The following is a 13,279-nucleotide window of genomic DNA, read 5'->3' as shown; positions in this document are numbered from 1 at the left end:
ATAACCGGCGGATCCTGGGTTCAGCTCGGTGCAGCTACCCGCCGGTCGTGGCGCGCCTCGAGCTCGTCGTCTTCGACGACGACGAGCATCGGTTGGCCAGGGGCACACATCATCGTGACGAGGTAGCGGAGCGGGATGTCCGAGCGGTTGTTGCCGTCCGAGTAGTGGATTAGGTCTCCGCCGGGTTCCCAGAACGCCTCGCCGGCCTTGATGGCCCGGGGCGGCTCCCCTTCCAGCTCGAACAGCATTTCGCCTTCCAGTACGTAACCGAATGCCGGTCCGCCGGGATGGCGGTGCGGGGGCGCCCCAGGATCGCCGGGCGGCCACTCGACCACAACGGTCATCACTTCGGCGTTCGGCGGTAGAAACGGCGGGGTGACGCTCTGAATCACGGTCAGCACGTTTTGCAAACGCGCTTCGAGCTCTTGCTGTTTCGACATGGATGTCCGCCTTACTGATCAGATCGCTGCGCCGCTGTCGGCGGCGTCGGCTCCGGCTGGTCCGACCGGACCTGCCTATGCGGTAACCAGGCTGTTCAAGGAGAGCGGTGTTCCGAAGTAACCAGCGTGCGGGTCGACGACGACCGTCTTGGCTTCGCCTTCTCGAGCCAGCACGGCACGGGCCATCTGTTCGAAAGAGATCTTCTCAGGCCCTCCGATGTTCTCGATGTCATCCAGTGGTTCGCCTTCAGCCACTCGGGCGACCTCGGCTGCGACATTGTCGACGGCGATGGGCTGTATCAGCGCGTCTGGTACGCGCACTTCGTCGCCAACCGTCATCGAGGCTGTGATCGCGCCGGTGAACTCGGCGAACTGAGTGGCGCGCACGATCGAGTAGGGAATATCCGATTCTTGGATGAGCTTCTCCTGGGCGACCTTCGCCCGTAGGTAGCCGCTTTCCGGTAGCTGGTCGGCACCAACGATCGACACCGCGACGTAGTGCCTGACGCCGGCGGCCTTCGCGGCAGCCTCCAAGTTAGTAGTCGATTTTGTGAAGAACTCCATCGCGGGATCGTCGTCGAACGAGGGTGAGTTGGATACGTCAACAACCACGTCGGCACCGGTTAGAACGTTGGCGAGGCCTTCCCCGGTAAGTGTGTTGATGCCGGTCCTAGGCGACGCTGGCACCGCCTCATCGCCGTGGTCCCTCAGTTTGTCAACCACTTTTGACCCCAGGACACCAGTGCCACCAATCACAACGATCTTCATGGCTTTCCTTTCCGGATCTCTTCCGGGGCATATGAAGCCAGCCGGTCACAAGTGACAACCTGCGTGCACGAGATTTACTTGGTGATCCGCAATATTGGCGTAGAACCAGGCTAAGCCGTCCGTGGTGGGTTCCACAGTGAAGATTGCCAAAAACCTGCTTCCTAATGGACTCCGGCACGATCGGAAAGCACGTGGATCTTCGATCCGGCTTTGCCACGGTCGACCTGGCTCGGCACGACCACCGAGGGTCTCACCGGGCAGGACGGCGATCGTCCCGCGCTTTCCCATAGATCATGCCGCCGCGACGGTACAGTCGGGGCTAGGTTGGAATGTCCCAGGTCACGTCGCTGTTGGACCGGGCATGCGTGCGGTCGTCTACTCCGAGACCGGCCCGTCGTCGGTCCTGCGGCTGGTGCAGCGCCCCGAGCCCATTCCGGGTCCGGGCGAGGTGGCAGTCCGAGTTATGCGTGCGGGCGTCAACCCGACGGATTGGAAGTTCCGCGCGGGTCTGGCGAATATCGTCGGCGAGGTCCCGCCAGGGCAGGACGGCGCGGGCGTCGTGCAGGCGGTCGGGGCGGGCGTCGAACGGTTCGCGGTGGGCGATCGGGTGTGGCTGCTGCTGGCACAGCACGGCCGGGCCTACGGCACCGCGACCGAGGTGACGGTGCAGCCGGTGAACCATGTCGCGCCATTGCCGGAGGGGGCGTCTTTCGATCTGGGAGCCTCGTTGGGCACGCCCTTCGTGACCGCGCACCGGGTGCTGACCTCCGGGGTCGTGTCACGGCTTGCGCCCGGCTCGCTGGCGGGGCAGGCCGTGCACGACATCACCGCCGCACTCGCCGACAACGCCCTGCACGTCGGAGAACACGCCGGCCTGCCGCTGCACCACTACGACCTGCCCCGCACCGCAGCCGCCCACGACGCCGTCGAAGACGGCGCGATCGGCAAAGTTCTGCTCGACCTCGACTGAGCGGCATCGAGCGACGCTCGCCCGATGACAGATCGCTGCCCGAAACCTGCTGCGACAAACCAGGATTCACGCCGCAAGCAGGCCGGAACACTGAAATCCGACCGGTGCGGGCCCCGGCTCCGCCGCGGCGTCCAAGGCCACCACCCCCGCGCGATCGCCGCCCGGACTCAACCGTCCCGGACACCACAGAAAGCTACCTGCGGGTGACTTTGGGCAGGCCCAAGCCGACCTCGGAAACTATGTCCCGCATCACCTCATTGACGCCGCCACCGAATGTGATCACGACATTCCGTTTGGCATGAACGTCCAACGCTTTCAGGGCCCGCGCGGTGGCTGGGTCACTGAGGTCTCCCCAGGCATAGATGATGTCTTCGGCGATGCGCGCGACACGTTGCACCCGAGTGGTGTGGAAGACCTTGGAGGCCGCCGCATCCGCCTGACTGGGCCCGTCCGGTCCGGTCGATGCCACTACCCGCCAATTCATGACATCGTTGACCTTCAGCACCGCGAGAATCTCGCCCAGGCACTCCCGTACATCGTCTCGATCGAGCGCCCCTGATGAGACGGCCCACTTGTGCACCAGATCGTAGATGGCAGCGATCCGGCCGGATGGGCTGAGCATTACCCGCTCGTGATTGAGCTGGGAGATCAGATATTTGACGCCTCTGTTCTCCTCGCCGACCAACATCGATGCCGGTACCCGCACATCGTGGAAATAAGTGGCGTTTGTGTGATGCGCTCCGTCGAGTGAAATGATCGGGGTACAACTGAACCCCGGATCCGCGGTGTCGGCGATCAGTATCGACAGGCCGCGGTGCCGCGACTCGACGGTGCCGGTTCGAGCGGCCAGCCAGATGTAGTCCGCGGTGTGTCCGCCGGTCGTATAGGTCTTCTGGCCGTTGATGAGGTAGGAACCGTCGCTTTGCTTCTTCGCGGTGGTCGACAGCGAGAACAGATCGGTGCCGGCGTCCGGCTCGGTGTAGCCGATCGCGAATTCGATTTCACCACGCAGAATTCCGGGCAGAAACCGCTCTTTCTGCTCGACTGTTCCATAACGCAGCAGCGTCGGGCCGACGGTCTGCAAGGTGACCGACGACAGCGGGATGCTCGCACGTACCGCCTCGGACTCGAAGATCTGCTGTTCGAGCGGGCCGAATCCCTTGCCCCCGAACTCCTTCGGCCACCCCACCCCCAGCCAGCCGTCTTCGCCCAACTGTCGCACAATCCGTTTCGCCACCATGCCGTGCCGGTCGTCCAACAGGGTCCGCGCATCCTCTTCACTTACGAGAGTTTCGAAGTACGAACGGATCTCGCGCTGCAATGACCGCTGTTCCGGTGTCAGACCTATGAACATCGTGTACCCAACCTCTCGAGATTCTGCCTCTCACCGCCGCAGTGCCGGACCACGTCCTTGGCCAGTGAGAAGTACCTGTGCATCGGATAGGTGACGTCGACACCCAGCCCCCCGTGCAGGTGGTGGCACATCTGCATCGCCGCGCGGCCCTCTGCGGCAAACAGGAAAAGTGCCGCGTCCAGTTCGGTGCTCGCACAGCCGCCGTTGTCGATAGTCCAGTTGCAGAACAACGACACCGATTCCAATGCGGTGGCAAGAACGTAGACGTCAGCGATCTCTTGTGAGGCTGCCTGGAATGTCGACAGTGGGCGCCCGAACTGAGTTCTCGACCGCAGGTGCTCGGCGGTGAGTTTCAGTGCGCCACTGAGCAGCCCGCTCGCATAGGACAGGAAGACCGCACGATAAAGGTCGGCATACAGTTCCTGTGCATCGGCATTCACGGACAACAGCGTCGTGCATCGCGCGTCGGCGAGCTCGAATTGCATATCGACGGGGGCGTCGGCTTGTTCAGTTCCCAGTGAACATTCGATCGCGGTCGCGGTTATCGTCTGGTCATCGATATCGACCAGAACCGGTCCGCTCGTGGTGGGCGCGATAAGCCACCGTGCCTGCTGCGCGTGTGAAGCAGCAGCGAATCGACCGGTGATCGTTTGACCTTGCGCTCCCGGATCGGCTGTCGTCGTAGGGAGTTCACCGCCGCCCGCGATACCCGCACTGACTGCCGTCATCTGTCCGTCGAGCACGCCTTTGCACCAGTCGGTGATATTCGCGCTCGGTGATCGCGAGGCCACCAGCCCGGCGATGCCCGCTCCCAACAACGGCGTTGTGAGAGCGACTTCGCCCAGGGCGCGAGCCACGATTCCCACTTCGACAGCACCCAGACCGGCGCCACCGAATTCCTCCGGGAACCCCAGCACGTGCAGGCCGCCATCGCACAGCATCCGCCACGCGTCGGCAGAAGTCGGTTCCCGCGAAAGCACACCGCGGACCGCCTCGTCGACGGCGAACTGTGTCTCATCGAATCCGAAATCCATTTACCAGCCTTCTCGATAGAACAGACGTAAATCGACCGCGCATCAGGTAATTCGCCCCTTGGGACGCAAGGCCAGAATTACCTGCTCGATTCGCATCACCGTGGTGTCGTCGACGGTGCTGTGCCCGCTGATGATCGCGTTATCTCCGATTACGCGGTCGATTCGCACGTGGTGGTACACGACATCGCCGGGATCGACGGGTCTGTCGAAGCGCACACCGGACAAGCCGCCGAGGATGGGCACCTCATCGGCGATGCCTTGCCCGGGACGCCACGCCTGTGCCAGCAATACCGCAGCCGCCTGACCGAATGACTCCACCAGTAGCGAACTGGGATACGAATAATCGAGCCCGTCCACGCCTTCGTACCACACGGCTTCCACCGTTATCGCCTTGATGCCGGTGACCCGCTCCCCCGGCACCAACTCGACTATCCGGTCGAGCAGCAACGCCGGCGGCCGGTGCGGGAGTAGTCCCATGATCTGTGCCGGCCCGAATGCATCCATAACGCGTGGATTCATTACGCACGCCTGTCATATCGCAGCCGGACCCGAGCCGCCAATTCCGGCTCACCGTCTCCGCGCACCGACCGGATGGTAGCCACGCACCGAAAACTGTCATCGGCGGCAGTTGTTCGTCCCGCCACAACGATTCGGTGATCGGGAAAGACCGGATGCAGGAATCGAGTGTGCTCGATCTCGGTGAGCAGCATCGATATGCCGTGTGCGGCGGCGTGAGAAACAGCTACGCGGTGGACCGATTCGACGAGACACACACCGGGGAAGATGAGAAACCCCGGGTAGTGCCCTCGAAAGATCGCCTCGTCGGCACTGACGGTCCAGGTCGCACAGAATTCCTGTGGGTCGGCGTGCTGCTGCCAATCGATCGGTGCACGGACCGGACTCGCGTTCGGCACGCCACCTTCCACGCGGTCGAGAACACGCATCGTCTCCTGCCTCCTGGTACGAGTGCGAGCGATACCGTCGGATGAGCGGGTATCGGGGATCCAGCCGAATGTAGGCGCGTGCTGGACACTCGCACCGCGAGTGGCACATAGCGGCCAGCGCTGCGTATTACTGCCCGGCCCGAGGCGACATCTTCCTGCGAGCGGGCAGGCTCTCGATCCGCTGGCCGGTAGATCTCTAATTTCCTCGGTCTCCCGCTGCGGCGCGCAGCTGCGTGTGGTGATCGGCCAGGTTACGACGGGAGAAGCCATGACGATCTACCAGACGCGGCCCGGTACGTTCCTCGCGTGGGGAACAGAGGGCGTTCGCCTGGGGCACAGCGACAGTCCACTCGACCTGCGGCAGGTAACGCCCACAATTGCCGATTTGCTATCCCGCTTCTCCCAACCAGCGCAGGTCGATCAGGTTGTCGCTGAGCTCGAAGCCCACGGCGCGAGTGCAGCGGTGACCAGGGCCGCAATCGAACACCTCGTCACGGCCGGGCTCCTGCGTGATAGTCAGGACCAGCAGGCGTCCAATCCCTCGCTCCGGGTGGCGGCGATGGAGGTGCCTCGGGCGCTGGGTACCTTCCCAGACATCCGACAGCTCGACCCGCAGTTCGTCGAACTGTACGAGAGCCTGCAGCACACCACTCAGACCTCGGTATCGATGAGCTACGCGCTGCGGCTCGCCACGAAATACGTCGCCGACGCCCGGATTCCGGGTGATGTCGTCGAATGCGGTGTGTGGCGGGGAGGCAGCGCGGCTATCGCGGCGGCGACATTGGTAGCGGCGAAGGACCTCGACCGCACAATCTGGCTGTACGACACTTTCGCCTGGACCTGGGATCCGCCATCTGAGGTGGATCAACTGCAGCTTCCGTCTGGGGCGATGAAGCTCGGGGACCTCCTAGCCAGTGTCACCGACAGCGTGCAGGACGAAGGCAGTGACCAGCAATCGGTGCTCGACACAGTGTGCGGCACAGGGTATCCGAGCTCGCGGGTCCGCTGCGTCGAAGGTCTCGTGCAGGACACGATTCCCGAGCAGGCGCCCGACAGCATCGCCATTCTGCGACTGGACACCGACCTCTACGACTCGACGCGCCACGAACTCGAGCACCTGTATCCGCTACTGTCGGTGGGTGGCGTGCTGATCGTCGATGACTACGGGAAATACAGCGGGGCAACCCAAGCGGTCGACGAATACTTCGCGAAAGTGAACGAACCTGTGTTGCTGCATCGTATCGACACACAGGGCCGAATCTGTGTAAAGGCCTCCGCGACAACCAGTCCGGCGAAATAACACCGTATATGCGGTGGTCCGGGCACATCGGCGTACGCGGACCACCTACCCGCCAAGGGGCGCCATGTGAGCGAATACGGCCCGGCCCCCGATACTCGGTCAGCACGGCGAACGTCCGTACTTCGCGAACTGTGCGATTATTTCGGCCTTGTCGGCCTCACTCGCGCGGTGATAGTGAAACGACTTGCCTCGACGAATATAGATCGGGTCATGGACCAGCCAAGCGGCCCTGCGCAAGGCGGGCTTGTCGACTTTGCGCGTGGCGGTCACCGGCATCCGGTGGATGATCCGCACATATCGCGGCGCCCACTTGGTGCCGAGATCGCCTTGCCCGCAAAGGAATACACCGAAAGCCTCGGCATCGAACCTGGCATCGTCGACCAGTTCGAGCGCCGCCATTACCTGATCTCCGGTTCGTTCGTCGGCCACCGGATACACCGCGACGTGCGCGAGGCCCGGAAATCGTGCGAGTATTCGCTCCACCGGCGCTGTGGAGAAGTTCTCACCGTCGACTCGGATCCGGTCCCCGGACCGCCCGGCGAAATAGAAGAACCCGGCCTCATCTCGATATCCCAGATCGCCGCTGCGAAATACATTGCAGTGTAACCGATCTCGATCTGCTTCGGGATTGTTGTAGTAACCCTCGAACAGGTGCGCTCCGGCGACATTGACAATTTCCCCGATCGCCGCCCCGGGATTTAATAAACGTCCGTGGCTATCGAATCGCGCTCGGGGACACTGCCTTCCGAACTCATCGTGGATTTCGATATCGAGGAATTCAGGGGGACGGCCGAGAGAGTTCGGCGGAGAGTCCGGCGTCAGACGTATCGAGATGACACCTTCGCTCGAGCCGTAGCTCTCCACCGGACGGACTCCGAACCGCCGCTCGAATTCGGCGCGGTCGCGCGGCGTTGCTTCGGTGCCGAAGACGATCCGAAGTCGAGTGTCGGCCTCGAGCGGCGATTCGGGCGCGGTGAGAAGATAGGCGAGCGATCTGCCCACATAATTGAAATAGGTTGCGCCGAACCGCCTGATGTCGGGTAAGAATCCCGATACCGAGAACTTTCGCCGCATGGTGAATGTCGCGCCGGTGAATACCGATGGCGCCCAGCAGGCCATGATCGCATTGCCGTGGAACAACGGCATTGAATTATAGGTGACATCGTCCCGAGTGATCCCGAACGGGTTGGCCATGGCGAGTGCAGCCAGCCGGCCGGTCGAGCAGATGACCGCTTTGGGCGCCGCGGTCGAACCGGAGGTGAAGGTCAGCAGCAAACGGGTAGCTGGGTCCTGAGCGGCGGTCGCGATCATCCGGTTGTGCCGTGCCGCCGCGACCAGCTCGGTCCATGCGGCGGAATCGGCAATAAATATTCGTTCCCCGTCCACGCCGGTATCTATTTCGGCGAGCATGGCCGCCCGCGCACTGTCGGTGACGATCAGATCGCAGTCGGCTCCCCGGATATCTGCGGCAAGTTCGCGGCCGCGTCGGGTCGGGTTGATACCGACCACGGTCGCGCCGCACAGTGACGCCGCGCCCAGTAAGAAGATGTATTCGGGTTCGTTCTCCAGCAGAACACCGACATGAAACATCCGGCCGTAGCGGCAAAGCTGCGTCAGTACGGTCGCACGGGCGAAACATTCGCGCACGACTTGATGCCAGGTCCACCGGGAATCCTCGAACAGGAGCCCTGGGTGATCATCGTCGGCACGCTCCAGCAACAAGTCGGCGAATACCGGTGACCGCTGGGTGAAAGTATTGTCGGGCATGAAGATCCTCTCGCGAGCGAATCAAGAGGTGGATCACTCTAGAGCTGACGATCAGCGGCCAGGTATCGGTTGACACATTGCGGCCACTATGCATGCGGATGCTTTCGGGCAGCGTCAGTTTGCTGTCAGATCCGCGGCTCACGGGCCGAATGCTGGTCTACAAAAGAAAGATCCGCGCGTATCGAACAAGGAGCCAGCCGTGGAGTTCGACCCCGCAGTTCCACCTACTTGCATGTTTCCAGGCCAGGGTGCATATCTGGAGGAAACCTTCCTGGAATACGCAGATCGGTGGCCGCAGATCGGTCGGACCTTCCAGGAAATCGATAATGGGACCGTGGATCTCGGAGCCGCGGCGATATCACCGATCCTATTGGACGGATCCCCACCCAGCCTCGATCAGCTACTTGCCGACGATCCAGATACGCTGCAGCTGGCACTGTTCGGGACCGCTGTCGCCGCCTACAGAATCATGATTTCGAAAGAGCTCCGCCCACATTCGCTGACCGGGCACAGCCTCGGCGAGATAGCCGCTCTGGTCGCCGGCGGAGTCTTCACGACAGGTCAGGGCGCCCGGATCGTCCATATCCGGTCGCAGTGCCTCGAGATGGCGGCCGAATCCGGCGGTATGCTCGCGGTCCGTGCGCAGGCGAGCAGGGCGCAAGCATTGGTCGATGCCATCAATATCGAAGGTCTTGTCGTCGCCGTCGAGAACGGCCCACGTCAAACGGTGCTCGCCGGCCCGGCGGAGGCATTGACGCTCGCGGAATCGATTGCGCGCGATATCGGGGTGACCGCCGTGAGAATTTCATCCCCGTACCCGTTTCACAGCCCGCTGCTCGAGGCGGCCGCCGCGAGTTTCGGAAAGCGCCTGCGTCATGAGCTCGCGAGCACGGCGGGTTGCCTGCGGACTCCGGTGTATTCGCCGATCATGCAGCGGTTCTACACCGACGATGACGACTTCGCCGAAATTCTCGCCGACCATCTGGTGCTGCCGGTACGTTTCACCAGCGCGTTGCAATACCTCGGCACGGCCGGAGTGCGCACGTTCATCGAATGTGGCGCCCGGGACGCGCTGACGGGAATAGTGCGCAAAACCTTACCGACGGTCAGCGCATCCCCAACCTTCATCCGAGGTAGCCGCCGGTCCACGTCGGCCACATCGGTCGTCGCCGCGCCCGTGGCGTAGCATCGGACGCGGCGCGACCGAGGGGCACGTCAGGTGGATTCGAGAAGACCGAGTTCTGCTGCGCGAACACCGATTTGGAATCGGGTGGTCACACCGAGTCGCACCATCATGTCGGCAACGTATCTGCGGTAGGTTCGCAGCGACACCGATAGCTGGCGCGCGGCGACCTCATCTTTGAGCCCTTGGTTGAGCGCGCGCAGCACGGCCAGTGCCGTGTCGTCGAATTCGTTGGATCGCAGGCCGAGATGAACCGACAGGTCCGACGCCGAGTCCCACAGGATCCTGGCGAACTGGTGGATCACTCGCAACAACGCGGCATCGCGGACCACGAAACCATGTGGTCGCTGCTCTCCGAGGCCACCCCAGATGGCAGCTACCTGCTTGTCGATAATGATCATGTTGTAGAAGTCCGCGTCGACCACCCTCGTCTGCGCGTGTACCTGCGGGTGCTGCAAAAGCATATCCGGGCTGCGGGTTTCGACGTAGTGGCGCGAGTACAGCAGTCGGACCTCGCGTCCCGCGGCAAGTAGTTGCTCGACCAGCGTCCGACTGGACTGATAGTGCGGTTGGATGCGCAACGGACTGGACACCACCAGCATCGCTTCCTTGCGTGCCCGTTGGAGTAGCCGCTGAAGTTCCTGCTCCCAGCCCTCCCCCGGGCGCACCCGCACAATGTCGTGGGTGCCCGCACGGTCGTCGCGGCATTCGTCCATCGCACGGTCGATCAGTTGTCGCGACTTCGCGAGCAGTTCCACGATGTCGTCACCACCATCGTGGTTTCTCGGCTCCTGTCGTGAGAATCCCGTCACGTCGTAGTTCACCCTCGGCCTCCCCGTCGAACTTCCGCCTGCAACAGCTAGCTTGCCATTGATGATCGCACGGTCAAACACATTGGTGGACAACGGCATTAGCGGGCATACCGGACATCCCTGAGCCGCTCCGACGACACGATGCACCGTTCCAGCAGAATGTGACGTGTCGATGAACACGTTTCACTTCCGGATTTCCGTCAATCCTGAGCGTCGACAGCATCACGATGGCGGCGCGCAGGCGAAGTGTCGGCGATTGCCGAGGCAGTCCTGACCGTGGCATCTTGCTGTCACGGCGCCTACAGTTTCCTGCTGCTGCCGCCGCTTTATATCTAGCAATAACGTGTTCTAGCTTTGAAGAGAACCGACACGTTACAGCAAGGGACGCGAATGAATATCGATTTCACCGAGGAACAGCAGCAGCTACGTAAACACTTGCGCGCGTATTTCGCCGATCTGATGACACCGGAAATACGCGCAGCATTGGACGGCCCGGGCGGCGAATACGGTGCGCCCGAAGCCTACAAGCAAGTCGTTCGCTCCCTCGGGCGCGACGGCTGGCTCACACTGGGATGGCCGGCGGAATTCGGGGGGCAGAACCGGCCGGCGATGGACCAGCTGATCTTCAACGACGAAGCCGCCGCCGCAGGGGTGCCGTTCCCGTTTCTCACCGTGAACACCGTCGGCCCGACCATCATGAGATTCGGTACCCCGGAACAGAAGTCGTTCTTTCTGCCACGCATCGCGCAGGGCGACCTGCACTTCTCCATCGGCTATTCCGAACCCGAGGCGGGCACCGACCTCGCCTCGCTGCGCACGCGCGCGGTCCGCGACGGTGACCAGTTCGTCATCAACGGGGAGAAGGCCTGGACCAGCCTCATCGAATACGCCGACTACATCTGGCTGGCCGCACGCACCGATCCGAAGGCGTCCAAGCATCGCGGACTGTCCATCCTGATCGTCCCCACCACCGCAGCAGGCTTCTCCTGGAGCAAGATTCACACCATGGCCGGTCCCGGCACCAGTGCCACCTACTACGCCGACGTGCGCGTCCCCACCACCAACATCGTGGGCGAACCGAACGCGGGTTGGCCGTTGATCACCAATCAGCTCAACCATGAGCGAGTGGCGCTGACTTCCGCTGCGCCATTACAGGAGTCGCTGCGGCAGGTGTGGGAGTGGTCCGAGCGAACCACCCGCGCTGATGGCTCGCGGGTTATCGACGCCGAATGGGTTCGACTGCACCTGGCACGCGTGCACGCCAATATCGAGTACCTCAAGCTGCGCAACTGGCGCATCGCCTGGGCCGCCGACTCCGGCGAACTCGGCCCGGCGGACGCCTCGGCCACCAAGGTGTTCGGCACCGAATTGGCCACGGAGGCATACCGTTTGCTGATGGAGGTGCTGGGCACGTCGGCGATCGTGCGCACCGACTCACCGGGCGCCGTACTGCGCGGCCGGATCGAGCGTTTCCACCGATCGTCACTGATCCTCACCTTCGGCGGCGGTACCAACGAGGTACAGCGCGACATTATCGCCAAAACTGCTCTCGGACTGCCCGTTACCCGCTGATCTTTCCCAAAGGAATCCCGTTATGGACTTCAGTTTCACCGAGGAACAAAGCGATCTGGCCGGGCTGGCCCGGACCCTGCTCATCGACTGGACGACAAACAACACTCCGGACGGCACCGGTTTCGACCGGCCGCTGTGGGCAGCGTTTACGCGGGCCGGACTGATCGAGGCCGCGCTGCCCGCTCCGATCGGCGGCGGATTCGGTCTGGCCGAGCAGTGCAGTGTGCTCATCGAGATCGGCCGGGCCGTCGCTCCGGCCCCGTACCTGACGAGCGTCGCGGTGGGTGCTTGCGCGATCGCGACGTTCGGTGACGACGAGCAGCGGCAGCGGTGGGTCGCACCGGTCGCGTCCGGAACCGCAACGCTCGCGGTAGCACTCGCCACCGAAGACAACCGATTCCGGGCCGAACCCGCCGCGACCGGCTGGCAGCTCAGCGGCACCCACAGTGCCGTTCCCGCAGGAGCATTCGCCGACGCGTTTCTGATCGAAGCCACGACCCCGCAGGGAACGCTGCTGCTCGTACTCGACCGCGACACCCCCGGTCTGCGCGTCACCACACAACACGTCGTCGACAGCACCGACGCCGCACTGCTCGAACTCGACGGCGTCGCCGTGGGCACCGCGAACTCCCTGGGGGCGCCGGGCAACGGCGCGGCCGAATGGGCACATCGTCGCGCGACCATCGCCACCTGCGCCCACCAGCTCGGTGTTGTGGAACGCGCATTGGAACTCACCAGCGAATATGCCCTGACTCGAAAGCAATTCGACAAACCCATCGGCTCGTTCCAGGCCGTCCGGCAGCGTTTGGCCGACGCTCACATCGATGTCGAGGCGGTGCGCCTGACACTCTGGCAGGCAGCCTGGCGCGAAGCCCAGGGGCTGCCCGCAGACGCCGAAGTCGCCACCGCGAAGTTCTGGGCTGCCGAGGCCGGCCACCGCGTCGCACACACGATGGTGCATGTGCACGCGAGCATCGGCATCTTCCTCGAGTACCAGGTGCACAGGTACTTCCTCGCCGCCAAACGCAGCGAATTCCTCTTCGGCGCGGCCACCGAGCAGCTGCGGGTCCTGGCCGACGCCCTCTCGTCCGCTCCGAGGTCGTGACCAGGCCACACACCTGAGACCGGATGTGGC

General features: G+C 63.2%; 13 protein-coding genes. 5 read left to right on the top strand and 8 right to left on the bottom strand.

Going from position 1 to position 13,279, the window contains the following annotated elements; translation table 11 throughout:
* Positions 1-20 precede the first annotated feature (20 nt).
* Positions 21-440 (bottom strand): cupin domain-containing protein, encoded by a 420-nt coding sequence (locus ABZ293_RS26395; RefSeq protein ID WP_355184835.1) that lies wholly within the window; start codon positions 438-440, stop codon positions 21-23.
* A gap of 75 nt (positions 441-515) precedes the next feature.
* The gene (locus tag ABZ293_RS26390; protein ID WP_355184833.1) at positions 516-1,208 is read right to left on the bottom strand and encodes an SDR family oxidoreductase; all 693 of its coding nucleotides are present in this window, start codon (positions 1,206-1,208) and stop codon (positions 516-518) included.
* A gap of 361 nt (positions 1,209-1,569) precedes the next feature.
* Here ABZ293_RS26390 and ABZ293_RS26385 point away from each other — a divergent pair, with 361 nt between their 5' ends.
* Complete coding sequence (locus tag ABZ293_RS26385) at positions 1,570-2,178, top strand: alcohol dehydrogenase catalytic domain-containing protein (protein ID WP_355184831.1); 609 nt, start codon at positions 1,570-1,572, stop codon at positions 2,176-2,178.
* A gap of 193 nt (positions 2,179-2,371) precedes the next feature.
* Here the strand turns inward: ABZ293_RS26385 and ABZ293_RS26380 are convergent, their stop codons facing one another.
* From ABZ293_RS26380 to ABZ293_RS26365, 4 genes are read right to left on the bottom strand one after another with little or no spacing between them, the layout of a single operon-like run.
* Positions 2,372-3,532 carry an acyl-CoA dehydrogenase family protein gene (locus ABZ293_RS26380; protein WP_355184829.1) on the bottom strand — a complete coding sequence of 387 codons (1,161 nt, stop codon included), beginning with the start codon at positions 3,530-3,532 and terminating at the stop codon, positions 2,372-2,374.
* Positions 3,523-4,566 (bottom strand): acyl-CoA dehydrogenase family protein, encoded by a 1,044-nt coding sequence (locus ABZ293_RS26375; RefSeq protein ID WP_355184827.1) that lies wholly within the window; start codon positions 4,564-4,566, stop codon positions 3,523-3,525. Before ABZ293_RS26375 ends, ABZ293_RS26380 begins: the two co-directional genes overlap by 10 nt.
* 42 nt (positions 4,567-4,608) lie before the next feature.
* Positions 4,609-5,070, bottom strand: a complete 462-nt coding sequence (locus ABZ293_RS26370; RefSeq protein ID WP_355184825.1) for a hypothetical protein — start codon at positions 5,068-5,070, stop codon at positions 4,609-4,611.
* Between the two features lie 14 nt (positions 5,071-5,084).
* On the bottom strand, positions 5,085-5,510 hold the full coding sequence (locus ABZ293_RS26365) for a hypothetical protein (RefSeq protein WP_355184823.1): 426 nt from the start codon (positions 5,508-5,510) through the stop codon (positions 5,085-5,087).
* Positions 5,511-5,778: 268 nt separating this feature from the next.
* Here ABZ293_RS26365 and ABZ293_RS26360 point away from each other — a divergent pair, with 268 nt between their 5' ends.
* A complete protein-coding gene (locus ABZ293_RS26360; protein WP_355184821.1) occupies positions 5,779-6,810 on the top strand; it encodes a TylF/MycF/NovP-related O-methyltransferase in 1,032 nt (343 codons plus the stop codon).
* A gap of 99 nt (positions 6,811-6,909) precedes the next feature.
* Here ABZ293_RS26360 and ABZ293_RS26355 read toward each other — a convergent pair whose 3' ends face one another.
* Positions 6,910-8,577, bottom strand: a complete 1,668-nt coding sequence (locus ABZ293_RS26355) for an AMP-binding protein (protein ID WP_355184819.1) — start codon at positions 8,575-8,577, stop codon at positions 6,910-6,912.
* A gap of 88 nt (positions 8,578-8,665) precedes the next feature.
* Here ABZ293_RS26355 and ABZ293_RS26350 point away from each other — a divergent pair, with 88 nt between their 5' ends.
* On the top strand, positions 8,666-9,763 hold the full coding sequence (locus ABZ293_RS26350; protein WP_355184815.1) for an acyltransferase domain-containing protein: 1,098 nt from the start codon (positions 8,666-8,668) through the stop codon (positions 9,761-9,763).
* 29 nt (positions 9,764-9,792) lie between these two features.
* Here ABZ293_RS26350 and ABZ293_RS26345 read toward each other — a convergent pair whose 3' ends face one another.
* Positions 9,793-10,584: a hypothetical protein gene (locus ABZ293_RS26345; protein ID WP_355184813.1), complete on the bottom strand. Its 792-nt coding sequence runs from the start codon at positions 10,582-10,584 to the stop codon at positions 9,793-9,795.
* A gap of 378 nt (positions 10,585-10,962) precedes the next feature.
* Here ABZ293_RS26345 and ABZ293_RS26340 point away from each other — a divergent pair, with 378 nt between their 5' ends.
* Both ABZ293_RS26340 and ABZ293_RS26335 read left to right on the top strand, forming a co-directional pair.
* A complete protein-coding gene (locus ABZ293_RS26340; RefSeq protein ID WP_355184811.1) occupies positions 10,963-12,144 on the top strand; it encodes an acyl-CoA dehydrogenase family protein in 1,182 nt (393 codons plus the stop codon).
* Positions 12,145-12,166: 22 nt separating this feature from the next.
* On the top strand, positions 12,167-13,249 hold the full coding sequence (locus ABZ293_RS26335) for an acyl-CoA dehydrogenase family protein (protein WP_355184810.1): 1,083 nt from the start codon (positions 12,167-12,169) through the stop codon (positions 13,247-13,249).
* Positions 13,250-13,279 lie beyond the last annotated feature (30 nt).

Source organism: Nocardia sp. NPDC005998 (assembly GCF_040614395.1).
Lineage (GTDB): Bacteria > Actinomycetota > Actinomycetes > Mycobacteriales > Mycobacteriaceae > Nocardia.
Note: the sequence above shows the minus strand (reverse complement) of the source record. Positions and strands in the feature narration are given on the sequence as shown.

Bases quoted from the DNA above. Each gene is read 5' to 3' on its own strand.
- ABZ293_RS26395 (WP_355184835.1), bottom strand. From the start codon at position 440: ATGTCGAAACAGCAAGAGCTCGAAGCGCGTTTGCAAAACGTGCTGACC.
- ABZ293_RS26390 (WP_355184833.1), bottom strand. From the start codon at position 1,208: ATGAAGATCGTTGTGATTGGTGGCACTGGTGTCCTGGGGTCAAAAGTG.
- ABZ293_RS26385 (WP_355184831.1), top strand. From the start codon at position 1,570: ATGCGTGCGGTCGTCTACTCCGAGACCGGCCCGTCGTCGGTCCTGCGG.
- ABZ293_RS26380 (WP_355184829.1), bottom strand. From the start codon at position 3,532: ATGTTCATAGGTCTGACACCGGAACAGCGGTCATTGCAGCGCGAGATC.
- ABZ293_RS26375 (WP_355184827.1), bottom strand. From the start codon at position 4,566: ATGGATTTCGGATTCGATGAGACACAGTTCGCCGTCGACGAGGCGGTC.
- ABZ293_RS26370 (WP_355184825.1), bottom strand. From the start codon at position 5,070: ATGGATGCATTCGGGCCGGCACAGATCATGGGACTACTCCCGCACCGG.
- ABZ293_RS26365 (WP_355184823.1), bottom strand. From the start codon at position 5,510: ATGCGTGTTCTCGACCGCGTGGAAGGTGGCGTGCCGAACGCGAGTCCG.
- ABZ293_RS26360 (WP_355184821.1), top strand. From the start codon at position 5,779: ATGACGATCTACCAGACGCGGCCCGGTACGTTCCTCGCGTGGGGAACA.
- ABZ293_RS26355 (WP_355184819.1), bottom strand. From the start codon at position 8,577: ATGCCCGACAATACTTTCACCCAGCGGTCACCGGTATTCGCCGACTTG.
- ABZ293_RS26350 (WP_355184815.1), top strand. From the start codon at position 8,666: ATGCATGCGGATGCTTTCGGGCAGCGTCAGTTTGCTGTCAGATCCGCG.
- ABZ293_RS26340 (WP_355184811.1), top strand. From the start codon at position 10,963: ATGAATATCGATTTCACCGAGGAACAGCAGCAGCTACGTAAACACTTG.
- ABZ293_RS26335 (WP_355184810.1), top strand. From the start codon at position 12,167: ATGGACTTCAGTTTCACCGAGGAACAAAGCGATCTGGCCGGGCTGGCC.